The organism is Flavobacterium plurextorum (assembly GCF_002217395.1).
GTDB classification, from domain to species: domain Bacteria; phylum Bacteroidota; class Bacteroidia; order Flavobacteriales; family Flavobacteriaceae; genus Flavobacterium; species Flavobacterium plurextorum.
The window spans coordinates 1-21,036 of sequence record NZ_MUHD01000045.1 but is presented as its reverse complement, the minus strand read 5'-3'; the positions used below and the strand labels follow the sequence as shown (position 1 = coordinate 21,036).

Here is a 21,036-nt window from a genome sequence, read left to right as displayed (position 1 = left end):
ATTATTCCATGTTTTTTTGTGTCTGATTGCAATTGCAATGATATTCAGAAAGCCATGTTCGCTGCTTATTATTTTGTTTGGTATTTTTAATTTAATCTACGTAAAGAAATTAAAATTCAGTAAAACAGCCTTAATTTTAGTTGCCTGTATTGCTTCACCGCTTTTGTTAGAATTATTGTTTTTTTGGAACAATGATTCTTTATCTAAAGGATTAAAAGCAGTTGAAAAGAGCACTTCACTGCTATTATTTCCAATTTTTATTATCGGTAATTATCAGCGTGTAAAATTTTTAAAATTAGCAGAGACTTATTGTATTGCAACAACAACAATGATACTGTTTTTTTTAACTAGATTTTGCATGGTTTATCCTGGCTTAGTAAATAAATATTTAAACGGAATTGACCTTTGGGAAATGGGTTACAAGTTTGCTGGCAGCATTGGTATTCATGCTCCGGCTTTAAACATGCATTTGGCCTTTGTTTCTATTTGTGCATTCTATTTTGTGTTTTACAGCTTTCAGTATAAAGAAAAAAGTACTCTTAAAATACTTCGAATAATTGTTTTTTTACTCTCATTTTTCTTTGTTCTTTTAGTAAATACCAGAATGGCACTTGTTAATGCTTTGATTGGTTTTTTGATTGTTTTCATTTTCGAAATAAAATCAAGATTCAGCATAAAAAAGATCATAGTAACAGCAATAACCACTTTACTTGTATTAGGCAGTATTTTGTTCGTTTTCATTCAGAAAAACCCTTATATGAAGGAGAAATATTCTAGTGTAACTTTCGCATATATGGATAAAGTAGGAAAATTAGACGAAATTGATCATCCAGAAATTTATGCTTTCAATTCATTAGCAACAAGACTTTCAATTTGGAAATCAGCTTGGGAATTATCCGTTAAAAATCTTCCTTTTGGAGTAGGAGCTTCTGATGGAAAACCAGAATTAAATAAATATTTTAAAGCAACCAATCAGCAGTTTTTAGCTAAATACGAATTTCCAACACACAACCAGTTTTTAGATTTTTTATTAAAGTTCGGATTTCTGGGTCCTTTAGTAGTAATGTTCTATATTTTAGGTATTGGATATCTGGGATATGATTTGAAAAATGCCATAATAATTTCATTTTTCATTCTGTTTTTTACTTCAAATTTAACCGATGATTTTTTGCTTAGATTTGATGGTATTGCCTTCAGCGGATTTTGGTTTTCTGTTTTTTCAAGTTATTGGCTGCAGCAAAAAACTATTCTTGGTACAAATCAGAAAGCTGTTTAAAGTTTTTGGTTTTATCAAAAACATCCCAGCATCTATTTAATGCATTTTCACCAAAAACAGCTCTTGTTTTTGGATCTTTTAAGGTGTCAAAATAACTATCGAGCTCATTGATTTCGTCAAAAAGGAATCCAGTTTCATTAGGAACAACAATATCTTTATTGCCAATAATATTGGTAGCAATTACTGGTTTTTCTAACGCCATTGCTTCTAGAATTGCAATTGGAAGACCTTCCCAAAGAGAAGTTTGAAGATAAACATCAATTGAATTTAATATTTTGAAAACAGCATTTTTATCTAAGATCCAACCCGTAATTTGAGCGTTTGGTGCTGTAATTAAATGGTTTTGTTCTCCATCTCCAATCCAGATAAAATTAAAATCAGGAAATTGTAAAGCAATCTCATTAAATAATTTAGGATTTTTTGCGGCAGTTATTCTGCCCAATACTCCAATTGTTAATTTTGTATTTTGATGAGGTAACAAGTATTGGCGAATTTCATTTATATCAATGCCGTTTCTAATGAGTTTTGAAGAACCAATATTTTTAGCAATCTCAAATTCAGTATCACCACAGGCAACAGTTGTTCCTCCAAATATTCGCTGAATGCTTTTTTCTATAACAAAATAAAACTTTTTTGTACGATTCGAGATGTCCGTTCTTAAAAAAACATATCCGTGAGGAGAATAAAAAACCGGTATTTTTTTGAATAAGAAAAAAGAAGAAATCCGACCTAAAACACCAGCTTTTGAAGAATGAAGATGAACTATATCAGGATTAATTTTTTTAAGTTCTCGTGTAAGTTTAATAATAGATTTAAAATCTTTCGTAAGAGAAATTTCTCTAACCATGTTAAGGTTTATTAAGTTAACATTTTTTGAGAACTCAGCGTTAACCTTTTGAGAACTAAGACCATTTCTATTACTGCTGTAAATAATAGTGGTTTCGATGTTTTTGCTTATTTTTTCATCACCAAAGTAAGTTGATAAATCTTTAAAATAAGTATAAACACCGCCTTCTAGTGCCTCAACAATATGTACAACTTTCAAAACATTTAAAATTTAGAATCGTAAAAATAGAATAAAGCGATTTAATATTGGCTTAAAAAAGTCAAATCTCTTTTTTAGTAAAAATTTCAGTCAATTTAAAAGGCCAGATATTTTATTACATTTGTGCATATTTACAGCCATTATCAAAAACAAAAGGTTCAATAAAATCATTATGAAAAGAATACTTATTACCGGAGCAGCGGGTTTTTTAGGATCACATTTGTGCGATCGATTTATCAAAGAAGGCTATTTTGTTATAGGAATGGATAATTTGATTACCGGCGATCTTAAAAATATTGAGCATTTATTCAAATTAGAACATTTTGAATTTTACCACCACGACATTACAAAATTTGTTCATATACCAGGCGATTTAGATTATATTTTACATTTTGCTTCGCCGGCAAGCCCAATAGATTATTTAAAAATTCCAATTCAGACCTTAAAAGTTGGTTCACTAGGAACACATAATTTATTAGGTTTGGCAAGAGTTAAAAAAGCTAGAATCTTAATAGCATCAACTTCGGAGGTATATGGAGATCCTTTGGTGCATCCTCAAACCGAAGAGTATTATGGCAACGTAAATACAATTGGACCAAGAGGAGTTTATGACGAAGCCAAGCGTTTTCAAGAATCAATAACAATGGCGTATCATACTTTTCATGGTGTTGAAACCAGAATTGTACGTATTTTTAATACTTATGGCCCAAGAATGAGATTGAATGACGGACGTGTGATTCCTGCTTTTATTGGACAGGCTTTACGTGGCGAAGATTTAACAATTTTTGGTGACGGTATGCAGACTCGTTCATTTTGTTATGTTGATGATCAAGTCGAAGGTATTTTTAGATTGCTGCACTCTGATTATGTGTATCCAGTAAATATTGGAAATCCAGATGAGATTACAATAAAAGATTTTGCAGAAGAAATCATAAAACTTACCGGAACGAATCAAAAAGTTGTTTATCATCCATTGCCAATAAATGATCCATTACAGCGTCAGCCAGACACAACTAAAGCCAAAGAACTGTTAGGTTGGGAAGCAAAAGTAAGCCGTTCTGAGGGAATGAAAATTACGTATGATTATTTTAGATCACTTTCTAAAGAAGAACTTTCTAAAGAAGAGCACAAAGATTTTTCGGGTTATATAAGATAAATGGTAAACGGAATTATTTTCGAACGCAGTAAATTTTGATAAAAAAAGTATACAGGAACTATTTATGATGGCATTTCACACAGGAAGATATTCAAAATATATTAGGCCAATAAGTATTTTAATCGACCTGACAATGATCTCGATGCTCAGTTTTTTCATTTTTTTTAATGAAATGAGCTCATCAAATATTTGGATTTTAGTATTTTATCAAATTATTGCTTGGGGAATAGTTGCCTTTGCTGTTAAATTTTATGACGTATATCGCTTTACAACTCCAGTTGTTATTATATCAAAAATAATTAAACAAGGAATTTTGTTTCTCTTAACTGTTGTGGCTTTTTTTCCATTTTCTAGACAAGCCATTTTTAGCGAATCAAAGATTTTTTTGTTTATAATTTTGGTTTTGGTAGTGATTACGGTTTTTAAATTTGCCTTGTTTTTTTATTTAAAAGAATATAGAATAATGACAGGCAATAATTATAGAAATGCTGTTATTATTGGGTTTACACCTGAAGCAGTTAGACTTAAAGATCTTTTTGAAACAAGAAAAGATTATGGATATAGATTTTTGGGATATTTTTCAGATAAAAAATCTGATCAGAATATTACAGGAAAATTAGATGATTTAAAGCCATTTGTAATCAAAAATGAAGTCGATGAAATTTACTGTTCTTTGAATGAAGTATCAAACAACAGCTTGAAAGATCTAATTGATTTTGCAGATGAAAATAATAAAACGATAAAATTTATTCCTGACACCAAGGAGATTTTTTCAAAAAATTTAAAGATCGATTACTATGATTTTTTTCCAGTATTGTCATTAAAACAAACAATACTTAATGAGCCTGTAGTAAAATTCATGAAACGACTGTTTGATGTTTTATTCTCTCTGTTTGTAATCGTTTTTTTATTGTTATGGTTAATTCCGCTATTGGCTATCTTAATTAAATTAGAATCAAAAGGGCCCGTTTTTTTCAAACAAGGAAGACCTGGAATGGATGAGAATGAATTTGTATGTTACAAGCTGCGTTCTATGTATATCAATAAAACAACTGAGAAAGAAGCGTCAAAAGATGATCCTCGTGTAACAGGAATGGGACGTTTTATGAGAAAAACGAGTATAGACGAACTGCCGCAGTTTATAAATGTTTTATTGGGAGATATGTCTGTAGTTGGGCCAAGACCTCATTTGTGGTCACAGAATAAAGAATATGGCAATAAAGTAAAAAAATACATGATTCGTCATTGTGTAAAACCTGGAATTACGGGTTTAGCACAAGTAAGCGGTTTTAGAGGCGAAATAACAATAGAAAGAGATATGATTAACAGAATAAAATTTGATGTTTTTTATATCGAAAATTGGTCTCTAATTTTAGATTTTAAAATAATTTTTCAAACCGTGATTAATATTTTTAAAGGCGATCAAAAAGCATACTAATGAGCGATTTAGTTTCAATTTTAACTCCAACATTTAATGCTGAAAAATTCATTAGAGCCACAATAGAATCAGTTCAAAAACAGACTTACGAGAACTGGGAAATGATTTTAGTTGATGATGCATCAACAGATCAAACGGCAAAAATTATTGCCGATTTTGCCCAAAATGAAAGCCGAATAAAACTCTATCAATTACAAACTAATACTGGAAATGGTTTTGCAAGAAACAAAGCCTTAGAAAAAGCTTCAGGAAAATATATAGCATTTCTAGATGCCGATGATTTGTGGTTTCCAACTAAATTAGAAAAACAAATACTGTTTTTAAAAACAAACAATCTGCCGTTTACATTTAGCTTTTATGACTGTATTGATGAAGAGGGAAATAATTTAAATAAAAGAGTAGAAGCGCCATTAAATTTAACCTATAATCAATTATTTTTCTGTAATTATGTTGGCAATTTAACGGCTGTATATAACGCCGAATACTTTGGAAAAATCGTAATTGAGGCAACTCAAAAAAGACAAGACTGGCGTTTATGGTTAACCATTTTAAAACAAGTACAAGAAACGAAACCTGTTCCAGAAAGTTTGGCTTTTTACAGAATTAGAAAAGACTCTATTTCGTCTTCAAAATTCAAGTTGATAAAACACAATTTTGGTGTATACAGGGAATTTCATGGCTATAATTTTGTGAGTTCTGCTTTGTTGATGATGAGGTTTTTATTCACACAATTATTGATAAAACCAAGATATATAAAGAAGATTTGACTTTTTAAGGTCAAAAATTGCGACTTCCAATTTTCAAATTCTATTTTGATAAGTTCAAACATAAAATCTTCCGGAAATCTTGAAATATTTCTTTAAACGGATTGTTTTAGAACTTTAGTTTCTATTCCAAAAAGCAAAGCAAAATCGCGATCAAGCATCACTTTTTGACCAAGAATCAAATATATTTTACTAGAAATTATTTCTTCAGAAAGTAGAGATTGATCTTCCATAAGTTATTGATAAAAAAATAAATATAAGATTTTACTTATGTTTTAATTAAAGAAATAAATTGTTTAAGTTTTCCGCTTTTACTGCGTTCCAGTTTTTCTTTGCGAATAAAGACGTATTTTAAATTAGGTTCAAGGTAGTTTGAAAACTCTTTTTCTATTCTTTTTATTTCATTAGAATTAAGTTCAATTTCACTTGTATATTCGATTTCAAAAAGATCTATTTTGACTTGTTTTATAATAAACTCTTTTACATTTCCTTCGTCTCCAAAGATTTTTTTTGTAATAGAATAAAAAGTCATTCCCGGTGATTTTTTGCCGCTTGGCAAAACAGCAACATCATTATTTCTTCCTATTAATAATTTTAAAATCGGCTTTTTAGAAGTGCTTTTTTCATCTAGAATTCCGTAATCGCCAACTTCATATCGTATAAAAGGATGCGCTTTATTGTATAAACTGGTTATAATAATTCGTCCCTCTTTTCCATTGGGTAAGGGCTGGTTATTTTCGTCTACAATTTCAACAAAAAGCGTTTCAGAATTAACTTGCCATTGTCCTTCAGTATTTTCAAAAGCAATAACACCAACCTCAGATGATCCATATTCATTGATAATAGGAACACCTAATTGATTTTCTAATAATACTCTGTCCTCTTCAAAAAGCATTTCAGATGTTACAACGCAGGCTTTTAAAGACGGACAAATTTCAGTAAGAACCTTGTTTTTTTTCTTTAAGTATTTAGCCATCAAAACAATATTACTAGTATAACCATTTATATAGTCAAATTTCTTATTTTGAAAATGACTTATAATTTTCTCTAATCCTTTATCTGATAAATCAAAAATTGTAAAACGGTATCGACGGCTTAAGAAGTCTTTAATGCGTAATTTTTTATTCTCTAAAAACCCTAAAGGCATTCCGTAAAACCGGCCTTGAAAAGAATAATTGAAGTCTATTTTATACCATGAAAAACGATAAATAATGTCTGCCCACGTCAAGGCATGTGAAAATTTGTCTTTTGCAAAAACCATCGGATCACCGCTTGAACCGGAAGTTTTATTGGTGTAAATGTTTTTTAAGGAATACCCTTTTGAAAGTCTTTCAATTAGAGGCTTTTGTAGATTTCGTTTACTTAAAACAGGTAAATCTGACCAGTTTTTATAAGAATCTTGATTTGCTAATTCTTTATAAAAAGGATTATTATTTAAATGAAAATGAACAATTTCTCTTTTTCTTTCTTCAATATAAACATCAAAATAATCTTCAGGAATAGTAATTATTTTATCCAATTCAGCTTTAGCTTTCTTTAGAGGAAAACCATTTAATTGAAGTGAAAGATCAAAAAGGCGAATCATTATATTTTTAAAACAATATTAATACTTCCTGCGGTTAGTTCTTTATCTGAATATTTTGAGAAATCTTCATGAATTTTCAAATTTTTAAATGCCTTTTCCTGAGGAGAATCCGGTCTTGGATTATCATGAGAAATATAAGCAATTTCTAAATCCAGAGATTTGAAAATTTCCAGATATTGTGGTAATCTCAATCTGTTATGGTAATCAAATCTTGTTTGTATTTTGTTCCATTCTTTGGCACTATATTTTAAAAAATCCTGCAGGGACAAAGATGAATCGGAAAAAGCCCTGTGGTCACTCGGAGAAATAAAATGAATAATATAAGAACCTTTATTTAAGGATTGTTTGAATTTTTGATGCATTTTAAAAATATCTTCCGGCGAAACATGCTCTAAAACAAATCTTGAAAAAACAATATCTGCCTTTGGAATTTTAGTGTTTACCAAATTTTGATACGGAAAATAATGAACGTTTTCTGGCAAAGAGTAAGAATTGTTTTTGTTTACAGAAATTTCGGTATTATATAAATGTGAAAATAAGGAATTAAATTTCTGAATATTTTTTATCTGGTAATGTTTATTAATATCAAAACTAAAAATCTCTTTCATTTTATGTTTATGAAGTAAAAGATAAGGAGAGATAGGCAGCCATCCTGAACCAATTTCAATTGCCGATTTGTTTTCTAAATCTATTTCTAAATCCTTAAAGATAGATTCAAAGCTGTTAAAAGTATTTTCGGTACTTTTTAATTTTTGTTCAATATTTTTATTTTCTGAAACATTTTGCAATTGATGGTATATTTTTGAACCCAAAGATTCTGGAAGAATACTTAAGGTTTTAAAAACAGCTGTCTTTATGGAATGTTTCATGAGTCAGATTTTCGTCAAAAATAACATTATACAAATTACTAACAGAGAAGAATCAACAACTTTTTAAGATTTAATTATTTTTTACGTACAAAAGCAATTATTTTTGCACCACAACTAAATACAACTATACCATGACAATTTTATTATTGGGATCAGGCGGAAGAGAGCATGCTTTTGCGTGGAAAATGATTCAGAGCCCGCTTTGCGAAAAACTTTTTGTTGCACCAGGAAATGCAGGAACAGCTGCAATTGCCACAAATGTTGCAATGTCTCCAACCGATTTTGATGCTGTTAAAGCATTTGTACTTCAAGAAAAAGTAAGTATGGTGGTTGTAGGTCCTGAAGATCCTTTGGTAAAAGGAATTTACGATTATTTTAAAAACGACGAAAGTTTAAACCATATTCCAGTAATTGGACCATCAAAAATAGGTGCACAATTAGAAGGAAGTAAAGAGTTTGCAAAAGAATTCTTGATGAAACACAATATTCCAACTGCAGCTTACGATAGTTTTACTGCCGAAACAGTTGAAAATGGATGTGCTTTTTTAGAAACTTTACAACCTCCATACGTTTTAAAGGCTGACGGTTTAGCGGCTGGAAAAGGTGTTTTGATTATTCAGGATCTAGAAGAAGCTAAAACGGAATTAAGAAATATGCTTGTTCATTCAAAATTTGGAGCAGCAAGTTCAAAAGTAGTTATCGAAGAATTTCTTGACGGAATAGAATTAAGCTGTTTTGTTTTGACTGATGGTAAAAGCTATAAAATTCTGCCAACAGCAAAAGATTACAAACGAATTGGCGAAGGCGATACAGGATTAAATACAGGCGGAATGGGAGCAGTTTCTCCAGTTCCTTATGTTGATGCTGTTTTGATGGAAAAAATCGAAACACGTATCGTAAAACCAACAATTGAAGGTTTTCAAAAAGACGGAATCGAATATAAAGGTTTTGTTTTTATTGGTTTAATCAATGTAAAAAACGAACCTATTGTTATTGAATACAATGTGAGAATGGGTGATCCGGAAACAGAAGTTGTGGTTCCAAGATTAAAATCTGATTTGGTTGAATTGTTTCTTTCAGTTGCGAATCAAAAATTAGAGGATTTTACTTTAGAAGTTGATCCAAGAAGTGCTACTACAATTATGGTGGTTTCTGGCGGATATCCTGAGGATTTTGAAAAAGGAAAAGTAATTACAGGTTTAGAAAATATTACAGATTCTATAGTTTTTCATGCAGGAACAAAATTAGACAACGAAAATGTCGTTACTAATGGAGGACGTGTTTTGACTGTAACATCATATGGAGATGATTTTCAACAAGCCATAAAAAAATCTTACCAAAACATAGATAAACTAAGCTTTGATAAGATGTATTTTAGAAAAGATATTGGCTTCGACTTACTTTAAGAAAGAGTGAGCTGTAGTATCTTGATTTTCTGTTCCAGCGTCATCGAAAATGCGTAATTGTTTAATCCAATAAACGATTGCGCATGCGCAGATGATCATAAAAATCCAGTTAATTGTGTTTGCACCAAACCAAGTAATTAATTCCAAATGACGTAAAAAGTCAAGAGGAGCAAACAAAATGTTAACGAATAAGTATTGTATTCCTTCAAAAAAAGCTGTCATAATTTTATAAAATTATATGTTATTATTGTTTTTAACGCATTGAAGCAAAATTCAAACAAAGAATCTTTTTTCAACTTGTTGGTTTCCTTTTTAAACAAGTATTATATTTACAATCACAAAAGTATAAAATATCCTTATGATAACAAGTGTTTTTAAAAAATCTACGCCATTAAATTATTCATTGGTCGTAATTTTGATACTGGTTTTCTTTTTTATGTTTCAAATTCGAGAAACGTCTTGGATAAATTCGTATTTTACAATATTCCAAAAATTGAGTTTATTGTGCTTTATTTTGGCTTCTTTTTTCATGATCAATTTTATTGTTAAAAAGAACGGTCTTAGTAAAGACAATGGATACGCGATATTTTTCTACTTATTATTTATATTATTTTTCCCTACGATATTTAATAATCCAGATGTAATTTATGCTAATTTTTTCATCTTATTAGCACTCCGAAGATTGATTTCGCTTCAATCTCTTAAAGCATCAAAAGAAAAAATATTCGATGCTTCTTTTTGGATTTTTGTAGCTTCTTTATTTCAATTTTGGTGTGTCTTATTCCTAATTTTGGTTTTTATATCGATAGTTTTTCATGTTTCGAGAGATTATAGAAACTGGGTTTTACCTTTTATTGCGCTTTTGGCAGTAACCTTAGTATTTATAATGATATCCTTGATGTTCAATATTAATGCAGTAGAATTTTTTCAAAAACGTGCGGTAATCGATTTTAGAATAGATTATTTTAAGAACAATTATGAAAATGGTGCGCTTTCAATATATGTTGCGGTTGCTTTATTTTTTGTAATTTCAATGATTACAACATTGTCAAACAGACCTCAGATTGTTCATGCATCTTACAAAAAAATAGTGGCATATTTCTTTATTGCTGCTCTTGTTTTTATTGTTTCACCAGATAAAAGCAATGATTTATTACTGTTTAGCATTGCACCGTTAACCATTATGGCCGCAAGTCATATAGAATATGTGCAGCAAAAGCTTAATAATGAAATTGTATTTTATGTGTTGATTTTGTGCAGTTTATTTACCTTTTTCTCGCAATTATAATTTACTTCCAAAAGCAAGATCACCAGCATCACCAAGTCCTGGAATAATATAGTTTTTCTCGTTTAGTTTTTCGTCTAACGAAGCAACCCATAAATGACAATTTTCGGGAAGGTTCTTTTCAAGATAAGCAATTCCTTCTGGAGCTGCGATAACTACAACAATGTGAATTTCTTCTGGAGTTGCATTTTCGACTAGTTTTTCATGAACTGCAACTATCGACTGACCTGTTGCCAGCATTGGATCAAGTAGTAAAACGGTTTTATTATTGATGTTTGAAACTGCTTGATATTCAACTCTAATTTCAAATTCATGATCATTATTAGGATGATATCTGCAGGCCGAAACAAAACTGTTTTCAGCATTATCAAAATAGTTTAAAAAGCCTGTATGAAGCGGCAATCCAGCTCTTAAAATAGAACATAAAACCAAATCAGCGGCAATCTCTGTCGTTTTTTTTATGCCAAGCGGTGTTTGAATTTCTACATTTTTATAAGTTAGATTTTTACTCAATTCATACGCCATAATTTCGCCAATCCGTTCTATATTTCTTCGAAAACGCATACTGTCATTTTGAACATCTGTATTTCGAATTTGACCTAAAAAATGATTTAAAATGCTGTTATTTTCAGATATATAATGGATTTTCATAGTAAAATTTTAAAATTATAAATTTGCTAAAAGACGAGTATGAAAAATTACACGTTATTATTCGCACCATAAAAGTATAAAAAGTATCTTTGTAACTCTAATAAATAAAGACATGTTTTCAAAATTAGCATATTCTGTTTTCGAACAAAGCATTAAAGATTATCATAAATTTGATAATGTAGATCAGCCTATAAACAATCCTTATCCTAAGGATAAATTTGAACATTTATTATATCTAAAAAACTGGATAGATACTGTTCAATGGCATTTTGAGGATATTATTCGCGATCCGAAAATTGATCCAGTGGCAGCTCTAACTTTAAAAAGAAGAATCGATGCGTCTAATCAGGAACGTACTGATATGGTAGAATATATCGATAGTTACTTTTTGCAAAAATACAGCAATGTAAAAGTAAAAGATGGTGCAAAAATAAACTCTGAAAGTCCGGCATGGGCTTTTGACAGATTATCTATTTTGGCACTGAAAATTTATCATATGCATGAAGAAGCTACTCGTGCAGAAGCTACACAAGAGCACAGAGATAAATGTCAGGAAAAATTAAATGTTCTTTTAGAGCAAAGATCAGATTTGTCAACGGCAATTGACGATTTATTAACTGATATTGAAAATGGTGATAAATTCATGAAAGTATACAAACAGATGAAAATGTATAACGACGATGAATTGAATCCTGTTTTATACCAAAATAAAAAATAATTGGCAAAATTGTCCAATAAAATTAAGCATATAGCCGTCATGAGACTATCCGCAATGGGAGATGTCGCCATGACGGTTCCTGTTTTGCGCGCTTTTGTAAAACAATATCCAGAGGTAAAATTGACCGTTATTTCACGTCCTTTTTTCAAACCTTTTTTTGATGGAATTCCAAATTTAGATTTTTTTGCTTTTGATGAGAAAGAAAGACATAAAGGTTTTTTAGGACTTGTACGTTTATTTAAAGATGTTAGTAAATTGAAAGTTGATGCTTTTGCAGATCTTCATAACGTTTTGCGATCTAAGATTGTGGGCTCTCTTTTCGCTTTAAGCGGAAAAAAAAGAGCAACAGTTGATAAAGGTCGAGAAGGAAAAAAAGAACTGACTAGAGCCGAAAATAAGATTTTTAAACAATTACCAACAATGTTCGAAAGACACGCAAAAGTGTTTGAAGAACTTGGGTTTTCTATAGATTTATCATCCGGAAGCTCCGGGACTCAATTTTCTGAAAAGGCAGTTTTAAGCGAAGACATTTTAGAAATTATCGGGAACGAAAATCAAAAATTAATTGGGATTGCACCTTTTGCACAATACGATTCTAAGGTTTATCCGTTAGATTTAATGAAAGAAGTTGTTGCAAAATTAGCCGAGAATTCATCGTATAAAATTTTGCTTTTCGGAGGTGGAAAGAAAGAAATCGAGATTTTAGATTCAATCGCACAACCTTTTGAAAACGTAATTAATATGGCTGGAAAAATTAAATTTCAGCAGGAATTACAGTTAATCAGCAATCTTGACGTAATGCTTTCTATGGATTCTGGAAATGCACATATTGCCGCAATGCTGGGCGTAAAAGTAATAACACTTTGGGGAGCAACTCATCCTTATGCAGGATTTCTGCCCTTTAATCAAAGGCTTGAAAATGCTCTAACTTCTGATAGAAATCAATACCCGCAACTGCCAACTTCGGTTTATGGAAATAAAACTGTTGAAGGTTATGAAGGCGCGATGAGAACTATTTCTCCAGATGAAATCGTTCAAAAAATACAATTAAGCATATAGACCATTTACATCATGAAGAAAATAACCAATCGTTTTCTTTTTGTTTCTATTTGCCACAATTACAACAAAATGATTCTCTTTTTCTGTAGACAGTAAAATGTGTTCAAAATTTTCGGTTGAATTTCTATAGACTTTGTGTACCAATTGAGACTCTTTAATTTTATGTGATAGTATTTTCGCGGCTTTTAATTTACTCACATAAGGCCAGATATTAAAAATATTTTGGTCAGAGACTTTAATTTCAGTCATTTTCCCAATCATTGTTGAGTTGTATTTTTCTGAGGTAAGTAATTTAGGTCCTTTTTTATTTCGTTGTTTTTTAATTATAAAGTAAATACAAAAAAGAGCTGTTACTACAAAAATTGCGATAAATGATAAACGAAGGAAGTGATGTATTGTCATGATATTTAATGTTTAAATGTGTTGACAAAATTGATTTAGCGCTGCAAATCTAACATAAGAGCATCAGATTATGAGTGCTTTAATTTTACTCCTAATTTAATAAAAAATCATCAATATTTTAGCTAAAAAATGTTTTTATTGTAATTCCAGCAGTGTTAATTTTTTTCTATCACTATTAAAAAACAAAAAAATCCAAATTCCAATTGTAAAGTTGGAATTTGGATTTTTATATTTTAGAATTTAATATAGACTATACGTCGTCGTAATCAACATAAATAGTTTCTGATGTTGGATGTGCCTGACAAGTTAAAATTAAACCTTCTGCAATTTCACTATCTGTTAAAATAGAATTTTTTGTCATTTCAGCAGAACCAGCAGTTACACGTCCTAAACAGCTGCTGCATATACCGCCTTGACAAGAATAAGGAGCATCAACACCTTGTTTTAAAGCTGCATCAAGAATAGTTTGTTTTTGAGACATCTCAAAAGTAACTTCTTCATCATCAACTAAAACAGTGATTTTTGTATGTCCTTCTAATGAAGTTTTGATTTCATTTTCTTTTGTAGAAGAAGTAAAAAGTTCAAACTTAATAGCAGATTCTTTTACGTTTTTCTCTTTTAAAACATTAGAAACTGTGTTGATCATTTCTTCAGGTCCACACAAGAAAAATTTGTCAAACTCTAGTTCTTTGTGTTTGTTATTTAAAACAAAATTTACTGCCGATTTATCTATTCGGCCGAATAATGCATTTTCAACTTTTGCCTGGCTGTAAACGTAATGCACAAAAAAGCGTCCTACGTATTGCAATTGTAAATCATGCAGTTCTTGATGAAAAATAGTTTCTTCGGGAGTTTTATTTCCATAAACTAATACAAATGAGCTTTTTGGTTCGCTTTTTAAAACTGATTTTAAAATAGACAAAACAGGTGTTATACCGCTTCCTGCAGCAAAAGCCACATAGTTTTTCTGTCTTTCAGCGTCAGGTTCAAAGGTAAATTTACCTTCTGGATGACCAACTTCAAGAACATCTCCAGCTTTAAGCTTTGTATTTGCAAATTGCGAGAACAAACCATTTTTAACCGCTTTTACCGCAATTCGTAATTCACCGCTTTCTGGTGCAGAACAAATTGAATAAGCACGACGAATTTCTTGATTATCAAGTGTTAGTTTTAAATTTATGTATTGTCCAGCTATAAATTTATAATCTGATTTAAGTTCTTCAGGAACATTAAAAAGTACAGAAACAGCGTCGGCAGTTTCACGTTTTACCTCTTTAATTATTAGTTTTAAGAATGAAGGCATGATTAATTTTTTTTGCAAAAGTAGCAAAGACTAAGTAATTGACACTTACTAAAATATTTTTTTTAACTTTTTTTGTAACGTTTTCCTACATTTGACCTCTTACTACCAAAATCAAAACAAGTTAACAATGATTAAAAAGTTTATTTACCTTGAATGGAAAGCCTTTACCAGATCTGCATCATTTGGTAAAAACTTGGCGATGAAAATTTTACTAGGTTTTTTAATGATATATTTTTCATTAATTTTTATAGGAGCAGGTGTTGGGGTATTTTATGTTCTTAAAAAAATGAATCTTGATCCGCTGCAGACTATAAATAAATTTTTAATTTATTATTTTTTGTTCGATTTAGTTATTCGATTATTAGTACAGTCGATTCCAGTTTTAAATATTAAACCTTTGCTGGTTTTACCTTTTAAAAAATCAGTTATTGTTCATTTTTCGCTTGGCAAAACAATGCTGTCATTTTTTAATTGGGTTCATGCTTTGTTTTTTGTTCCGTTTTCAGTCGTACTGATTTTAAATGGATATGATTTAATCGAAATTATTTTTTGGCATTTAGCCATATTTTCTTTAGTGTATATCAATAATTTTCTGAACATTATTTTAAGCAACATAGACAAATTGTTTGTTGTTTTTATTGGAGCAATTTTAGTTTTGGCAGGTGCACAATATTATGAACTATTTGATATTACAACGTTTACAACACCTGTTTTTCAGGGATTTTATGATATTGACGGACTATTTTTAATTCCAATTTGGGTATTAGCAGGTTTATATCTTTTTACTTTTAAATATTTTAAGAAGAATTTATATCTAGACGCTGGGCTTTCAGTAAAAGAAGATATTGCCGCAACAGAAAATCTTTCCTGGTTGAATCAATTTGGTACAGTTGGAACATTTCTAAAGAATGATATTAAACTTATTAAAAGAAACAAAAGATCAAAAACGACTATTTTTTTGAGTGTTGTTTTCTTGTTTTACGGACTAATCTTTTTTGGAAACTCGCATCAGCCGGAAGTAATGCAAATTTTTGCTGGAATATTTGTTTCGGGTGGATTTTTATTTGTTTTTGGTCAGTTTGTGCCAAGTTGGGATAGTTCATATTACCAATTGATGATGACACAAAACATTCCGTATCGCGGATATATTACTTCAAAATGGTGGCTGATTGTTATCGCTACTTTTGTTTCAACCATTTTAGCTTCATTTTATCTTTTTTACGGATGGGAAGTTTATTTAACCATTGTTGTTGGTGCCATTTATAATATTGGTGTAAACTCACATTTAGTGCTTTTAGGAGGAGCATTTACAAAAACACCTATTGATTTAAGTAGTGCTGGTGGAGCTTTTGGAGACAAAAAAGCATTTAATGTAAGCGCAATGCTGCTTTCGCTGCCAAAAATATTTTTACCATTATTGCTGTATTGGCTTGGGCTTCATTTTGCCGATAAAACGGTTGCATTAGCTTTGGTTTCTTTAGCAGGAGTTTTAGGTTTAGTCTTTAAAGAGAAAGTATTCTCATTAATTGAAAAAAGATACAAAATAGAAAAGTACAGCACAATCAACGCTTATAAACAGAAGAATTAATTGGAGAATGTGCCAAAGAGATAATTTTAAACAATTGTTTTAATTGAATAAAAAACAAATTAACGATTAACCAAATCAACAATTAAACGTATAAAAATGATACAAGTAAATCAACTTTCAAAAAAATATAACGGAACTACAGTTTTGAACATTAATAATCTTGAAATTCCAAAAGGACAGAGTTTTGGATTAGTAGGGAACAACGGAGCAGGTAAAACAACTTTTTTTAGTCTGCTTTTAGATTTGGTTCAGCCATCAACAGGATATATAAAAAATAATGATATTCAGGTAAATACAAGCGAAAATTGGAAGTCGTTTACAGGATCATTTCTGGATGAAAGCTTTTTAATAGGATATTTAACTCCAGAGGAATATTTTTATTTTATCGGCGATTTACGTCGTCAGAATAAAGCTGATATTGATGCTTTATTAGCAGAACATGAGGAATTTTTTAACGGTGAGATATTAAATAATAAAAAATATCTGCGTGATTTATCCAAAGGAAATCAAAAAAAGGTAGGTATTATAGCGACTTTAATTGGTAATCCTGAAGTTGTTATTTTAGATGAGCCTTTTGCAAATTTAGATCCAACGACGGTGAGCCGATTAAAGAAAATTATCAGAGAACTAGCAGATAATCCAAATGTAACTGTTTTGGTTTCAAGTCATGACTTACAGCATACAGTAGAGGTTTGTGATCGTATTGTGGCACTTAATAAAGGCGAAATAGTTAAGGATATTCAAACATCAAAAGAAACCCTGCAAGAGCTTGAATCGTTTTTTGCCGTATAAGTTTCTATATTTCAAAAAGAAGCGTATTTTTACGAGTCTTTATACTAAAAATGCTTTTTGGTAGTTTATGCTTTAAAATCAGTTCTATTGAAAAAGAATACTCTTAAATATAGTTTTTTTCTTGTTTTTTTATTCCTTTTGATAGCTTGTTCTACCAAAAATAACAGCTTTGTATCGAGGAATTCTCATGCTTTGAGTACAAAATATAACATTTTGTATAATGGCGGAATAGGCCTCGATAAAGGTTTAAAATCTATATACGCAAATAATCAGGATAACTTTTGGAAAATACTTCCAATAGAAAAAATGCAGTTTGATGAAAATTTTTCTGATGAAGAAAAAGCAAAAAATCCTGATTTTGAATTAGCAGAAACAAAAGCTACAAAAGCAATTCAAAAGCATTCAATGAATATTGGAGGCCGAGAAAGAAACTCTCAAATAGATGAAGCTTACTTAATGCTTGGAAAAGCAAGGTATTACGATCAGCGTTTTATACCGGCTTTAGAAGCATTCAATTATATTTTATACAAATACCCAAACAGCAGTAACATTTACACCGCAAAAATCTGGCGCGAAAAAACCAATATGCGTTTAGGTAATGATGCAATTGTTGTAAAAAATATCAATCTATTATTAAAAAATACAGATTTAAATAAACAAACTTTTTCAGATGCTAATGCACTTTTGGCAGAAGCATTTTTAAATTTAGAGCAGAGAGACAGCGCCGTAACAAAGCTTAAAATTGCCGAAAAATTTACCAAAATAAATGAAGATCGCGCGAGATACCGTTTTATTTTAGGACAGATGTATCAAGAGGCCGGTAAAAAAGATAGTGCAAACTATTTTTACGATGGTGTAATTGATATGAATCGTAAAGCAGATCGAAAATATATGATGCATGCTTATGCAAAAAAAGCACAGATGTATGATTATGCAAGCGGTAATGACACTATTTTCTTAAAAACCTACAATAAATTAGTTGCAGATCGTGAAAACAGACCTTATTATGATGTTTTGTTTTATGAAATGGCGGTTTATTATGATAAAAAGAAAGACACCGAAAATGCACTGAAATTTTATAATAAATCATTAGGCAGAAAATCTAAAGATCCATATTTGATGGCTTCGGCTTATCGAAACATTGGAAATATGTATTTTAAAAATACAGATTATTCAATGGCTGCTAAATATTATGACAGCACATTAACGAAGTTAAATCCAAAAAGCAGAGAGTTTGCTTTTATTGAAAAAAATAGAAAAAATCTTGACAATGTCATTAAGTACGAAGCAATTGCTAAAATTAATGATAGTATAATTAAGGTATACAAACTGCCAGGCGCAGACAGAAAAATTTACTTTGAAAATTATATTGCTGAATTGAAAAAGAAAGATGAAGCAAAACGAATTTTAGAAGAAAGAGAAAAGGAGAAACTGGCAAATATTGATCGAAATACAAATGCATCAAATGCACCAACAGCGATTAATCCTAATTCGATAGGGAAACCAGTTGATTTTGACGGCGGATTAAAACCTCAATCAGGAAATGATGTCGCAAGTACTTTTTATTTCTATAATCCAACCACAGTTGCATATGGAAAATTGCAATTTAGGAAAATGTGGGGTAATAGAACAATGGGCGGAAATTGGAGATTGGCAGCCATAAAATCTGCAAATAATGCCGCAATGAATGACACGATAAATAATCTGGAGAATGCAAATGCATTAAAAGATACTGTTGTTGTCGAAAAGTATACTACTGCTTTTTATGAAAATAAGCTTCCTAAATCACAAACTGCTATTGATAGTATTAGTAAAGACCGAAATTTTGCTTATTATCAATTAGGACTTATATATAAGGAAAAGTTTAATGAATATGCTTTGGCGAGTGGTAAACTGGAACAATTATTAAAAAATAATCCAGAAGAAAAATTGGTATTGCCGGCAATGTACAATTTGTATAAAATTTATCAAATTACAGATCCAGCAAAGGCACAAACGATAAAAGCAAACATTATATCAACATATCCGAATTCGCGATATGCTCAAATTTTAAATAATGTAAACACAGACGACCTTTCATCGCCAGATAAAGAATATCAAAAATGGTACAAACTTTATCAAGACGAACAATTTAATGTTGTTTTAGATAATATTGACAATTTAATTAATCAGTATTCTGGAGATGAAATTGTTTCTAAATATGAATTGCTTAAAGCAAATACATTAGGTAAGGTTAACGGATTGGAAGCCTATAAAAAAGGTTTAGAAACAGTTGCAGATAATTATCCAAATAGTGAAGAAGGTAAAAATGCAAGAGAGATTCTAGAAAAACAAGTTCCTGTATTAGAACGTCTTAACTTTACAACAGAAGACAATAAAAATTGGAAAATAATTTATCCAATTGCAAGTAATGACAGTAAAACAGCAAAGCATATTGAAGATGTGATTAAAAGCTTTTTAGCTGTCGAAAATTATCAGCGTCTGACAACTTCAGTCGATAAATACAATAAGACCGAAAGTTTTGTTGTTATTCATGGAGTAAAATCTGAAGCTTATGCTAAAGATGTGGCGGGCGTTTTGAGAGATGATAAAAGATTTAAAATCGCTCAACCTGCAGTAATTATATCGAGCGATAATTACAAGGTGGTTCAAATCAAGAAAAATCTCGAAGTCTATTTGACCCCAAAAACCCCATAATAATGTTTGATAAAGTAAAAAAAAACGGAACAGAACTTCTAGGAAAAACAAATCGAATTGTTGAAGGAACTTCTATAATAGGAGATATTGTTTCAAAAGCTGATTTTAGGCTTGACGGCGAATTGATTGGAAATTTTACATCCGAAGGAAAATTAGTCATTGGAGCAAGTGGTGTTGTAAAAGGAGAAATTATTTGTAACAACGCTGATATTGAAGGAGAATTTCGTGGAAAAATTAAAGTTCTTGAAATTCTTAATATTAAAGCATCTGCACAAATTCACGGAGAAGTTGTCGTTGGAAAACTTTCTATAGAACCTGGAGCTGAATTTACAGCAACTTGTACCATGATAACTAACAATAAGGAAGTAACTCTAAAAGATGGAAAAGGATCCAAATAAAGGACAAAATAATAAATGGATTGCACTTATAAATATCCCCTTTCAAATGGGGATAATTATTTTTTTATTTAGTTACTTTGGCACCTGGTTAGACAAAAAGTATTCTAACGGAGGATCGCTATGGACAATTGTTCTTTCTTTATTCTCTGTTTTTTTAGCACTTTATAACGTCATCCGACAAGTTAAAAATTTAAACAAGTAATGAATAGAACTCTAGATTTTCTAAAATATTTTATCCCTTTTTCAATTGTATTGTTTGTCGCTCAGTATTTTACAATGCAGTCTTTATCTGATAAGTATAATTTTTTCTATGCCGCATGGAGTATTTATTTATTCAATATTTTGGCAACTTTTATAGTGTATCTTTTACTGATTTATATCAATAAAAATTTCTCAACTTATACCGGTTTTGCTTTTCTTGGCGCCAGTTTTTTTCGAATGATGGCTGCCATTGTTTTCCTAATTCCGTTTATAAAGTCTGGCGTTGCAAATCCTATAATAGATGTAAGTACATTTTTTATCCCTTATTTTTTGTTTTTACTTTTTGAGACAGTCTTTACAATTAGGCTTATAAACAAGGGGTAATAGTCTCATTATTAAATAT

Annotated in this window: 21 protein-coding genes and 1 pseudogene; 14 read left to right on the top strand and 8 right to left on the bottom strand. The window is 30.4% G+C overall.

Features of this window, described 5'->3' with window-relative positions; all coding sequences use genetic code 11:
• The first annotated feature begins 37 nt into the window (after positions 1–37).
• A complete protein-coding gene (locus tag B0A81_RS20285; protein ID WP_244281447.1) occupies positions 38–1,276 on the top strand; it encodes an O-antigen ligase family protein in 1,239 nt (412 codons plus the stop codon).
• On the opposite strand, the gene B0A81_RS20280 is transcribed toward B0A81_RS20285, so the two are convergent.
• A complete protein-coding gene (locus B0A81_RS20280) occupies positions 1,245–2,321 on the bottom strand; it encodes a glycosyltransferase (protein WP_089059696.1) in 1,077 nt (358 codons plus the stop codon). The two genes, B0A81_RS20285 and B0A81_RS20280, sit on opposite strands and share 32 nt — an antisense overlap.
• Before the next feature lie 172 nt (positions 2,322–2,493).
• On the opposite strand from B0A81_RS20280, the gene B0A81_RS20275 reads away from it, so the two are divergent.
• The 3 genes from B0A81_RS20275 to B0A81_RS20265 all read left to right on the top strand — a co-directional run bounded on the left by B0A81_RS20275 (position 2,494) and on the right by B0A81_RS20265 (position 5,682).
• Positions 2,494–3,477, top strand: coding sequence for a UDP-glucuronic acid decarboxylase family protein (locus B0A81_RS20275; RefSeq protein WP_089053537.1), 984 nt, complete (start codon positions 2,494–2,496; stop codon positions 3,475–3,477).
• A 64-nt stretch (positions 3,478–3,541) separates the two neighbouring features.
• Positions 3,542–4,915 carry an undecaprenyl-phosphate glucose phosphotransferase gene (locus tag B0A81_RS20270; RefSeq protein WP_244281446.1) on the top strand — a complete coding sequence of 458 codons (1,374 nt, stop codon included), beginning with the start codon at positions 3,542–3,544 and terminating at the stop codon, positions 4,913–4,915.
• A complete protein-coding gene (locus tag B0A81_RS20265) occupies positions 4,915–5,682 on the top strand; it encodes a glycosyltransferase family 2 protein (RefSeq protein WP_089059695.1) in 768 nt (255 codons plus the stop codon). The genes B0A81_RS20270 and B0A81_RS20265 overlap by 1 nt, the downstream gene beginning before the upstream one ends.
• Here the strand turns inward: B0A81_RS20265 and B0A81_RS22000 are convergent.
• The 3 genes and pseudogenes from B0A81_RS22000 to B0A81_RS20250 all read right to left on the bottom strand — a co-directional run bounded on the left by B0A81_RS22000 (position 5,595) and on the right by B0A81_RS20250 (position 8,133).
• Positions 5,595–5,912 (bottom strand): annotated as a pseudogene (locus B0A81_RS22000) (ORF6N domain-containing protein). The gene B0A81_RS20265 and the pseudogene B0A81_RS22000 sit on opposite strands and share 88 nt — an antisense overlap.
• A 35-nt stretch (positions 5,913–5,947) precedes the next feature.
• Positions 5,948–7,264: a phenylacetate--CoA ligase family protein gene (locus B0A81_RS20255; protein ID WP_089059694.1), complete on the bottom strand. Its 1,317-nt coding sequence runs from the start codon at positions 7,262–7,264 to the stop codon at positions 5,948–5,950.
• Positions 7,264–8,133, bottom strand: coding sequence for a hypothetical protein (locus B0A81_RS20250; RefSeq protein ID WP_089059693.1), 870 nt, complete (start codon positions 8,131–8,133; stop codon positions 7,264–7,266). The genes B0A81_RS20255 and B0A81_RS20250 overlap by 1 nt, the downstream gene beginning before the upstream one ends.
• 131 nt (positions 8,134–8,264) lie before the next feature.
• On the opposite strand from B0A81_RS20250, the gene purD reads away from it, so the two are divergent.
• Positions 8,265–9,539 carry a phosphoribosylamine--glycine ligase gene (gene purD / locus B0A81_RS20245; protein WP_089059692.1) on the top strand — a complete coding sequence of 425 codons (1,275 nt, stop codon included), beginning with the start codon at positions 8,265–8,267 and terminating at the stop codon, positions 9,537–9,539.
• Here the strand turns inward: purD and B0A81_RS20240 are convergent.
• Positions 9,531–9,761, bottom strand: coding sequence for a DUF6341 family protein (locus B0A81_RS20240; protein WP_041519835.1), 231 nt, complete (start codon positions 9,759–9,761; stop codon positions 9,531–9,533). The two genes, purD and B0A81_RS20240, sit on opposite strands and share 9 nt — an antisense overlap.
• A gap of 136 nt (positions 9,762–9,897) precedes the next feature.
• Between B0A81_RS20240 and B0A81_RS20235 the strand changes: the two genes are divergently transcribed.
• On the top strand, positions 9,898–10,827 hold the full coding sequence (locus B0A81_RS20235; protein ID WP_089059691.1) for a DUF6427 family protein: 930 nt from the start codon (positions 9,898–9,900) through the stop codon (positions 10,825–10,827).
• Here B0A81_RS20235 and upp read toward each other — a convergent pair.
• Entirely contained in the window at positions 10,822–11,475 is a 654-nt protein-coding gene (gene upp, locus B0A81_RS20230; RefSeq protein WP_089059690.1) for a uracil phosphoribosyltransferase, read from the bottom strand. The two genes, B0A81_RS20235 and upp, sit on opposite strands and share 6 nt — an antisense overlap.
• Before the next feature lie 112 nt (positions 11,476–11,587).
• On the opposite strand from upp, the gene B0A81_RS20225 reads away from it, so the two are divergent.
• Both B0A81_RS20225 and B0A81_RS20220 read left to right on the top strand, forming a co-directional pair.
• Positions 11,588–12,193, top strand: coding sequence for a DUF4254 domain-containing protein (locus B0A81_RS20225; RefSeq protein WP_089059689.1), 606 nt, complete (start codon positions 11,588–11,590; stop codon positions 12,191–12,193).
• 39 nt (positions 12,194–12,232) lie between these two features.
• Entirely contained in the window at positions 12,233–13,252 is a 1,020-nt protein-coding gene (locus B0A81_RS20220; protein WP_089059688.1) for a glycosyltransferase family 9 protein, read from the top strand.
• On the opposite strand, the gene B0A81_RS20215 is transcribed toward B0A81_RS20220, so the two are convergent.
• Positions 13,241–13,654, bottom strand: a complete 414-nt coding sequence (locus B0A81_RS20215) for a hypothetical protein (RefSeq protein WP_089059687.1) — start codon at positions 13,652–13,654, stop codon at positions 13,241–13,243. The two genes, B0A81_RS20220 and B0A81_RS20215, sit on opposite strands and share 12 nt — an antisense overlap.
• Positions 13,655–13,904: 250 nt before the next feature.
• Positions 13,905–14,957, bottom strand: coding sequence for a ferredoxin--NADP reductase (locus tag B0A81_RS20210; RefSeq protein WP_089059686.1), 1,053 nt, complete (start codon positions 14,955–14,957; stop codon positions 13,905–13,907).
• A gap of 127 nt (positions 14,958–15,084) precedes the next feature.
• Between B0A81_RS20210 and B0A81_RS20205 the strand changes: the two genes are divergently transcribed.
• The 6 genes from B0A81_RS20205 to B0A81_RS20180 all read left to right on the top strand — a co-directional run bounded on the left by B0A81_RS20205 (position 15,085) and on the right by B0A81_RS20180 (position 21,017).
• Positions 15,085–16,545, top strand: coding sequence for a DUF5687 family protein (locus B0A81_RS20205; RefSeq protein ID WP_089059685.1), 1,461 nt, complete (start codon positions 15,085–15,087; stop codon positions 16,543–16,545).
• A gap of 96 nt (positions 16,546–16,641) precedes the next feature.
• The gene (locus tag B0A81_RS20200) at positions 16,642–17,337 is read left to right on the top strand and encodes an ABC transporter ATP-binding protein (protein ID WP_089059684.1); all 696 of its coding nucleotides are present in this window, start codon (positions 16,642–16,644) and stop codon (positions 17,335–17,337) included.
• An 87-nt stretch (positions 17,338–17,424) separates the two neighbouring features.
• Positions 17,425–20,034 carry a type IX secretion system periplasmic lipoprotein PorW/SprE gene (porW, locus tag B0A81_RS20195; protein WP_089059712.1) on the top strand — a complete coding sequence of 870 codons (2,610 nt, stop codon included), beginning with the start codon at positions 17,425–17,427 and terminating at the stop codon, positions 20,032–20,034.
• A gap of 2 nt (positions 20,035–20,036) precedes the next feature.
• Entirely contained in the window at positions 20,037–20,432 is a 396-nt protein-coding gene (locus B0A81_RS20190) for a bactofilin family protein (RefSeq protein ID WP_089059683.1), read from the top strand.
• Positions 20,413–20,634 (top strand): AtpZ/AtpI family protein, encoded by a 222-nt coding sequence (locus B0A81_RS20185; RefSeq protein WP_089059682.1) that lies wholly within the window; start codon positions 20,413–20,415, stop codon positions 20,632–20,634. Before B0A81_RS20190 ends, B0A81_RS20185 begins: the two co-directional genes overlap by 20 nt.
• Complete coding sequence (locus tag B0A81_RS20180; RefSeq protein WP_089059681.1) at positions 20,634–21,017, top strand: hypothetical protein; 384 nt, start codon at positions 20,634–20,636, stop codon at positions 21,015–21,017. Before B0A81_RS20185 ends, B0A81_RS20180 begins: the two co-directional genes overlap by 1 nt.
• Positions 21,018–21,036 lie beyond the last annotated feature (19 nt).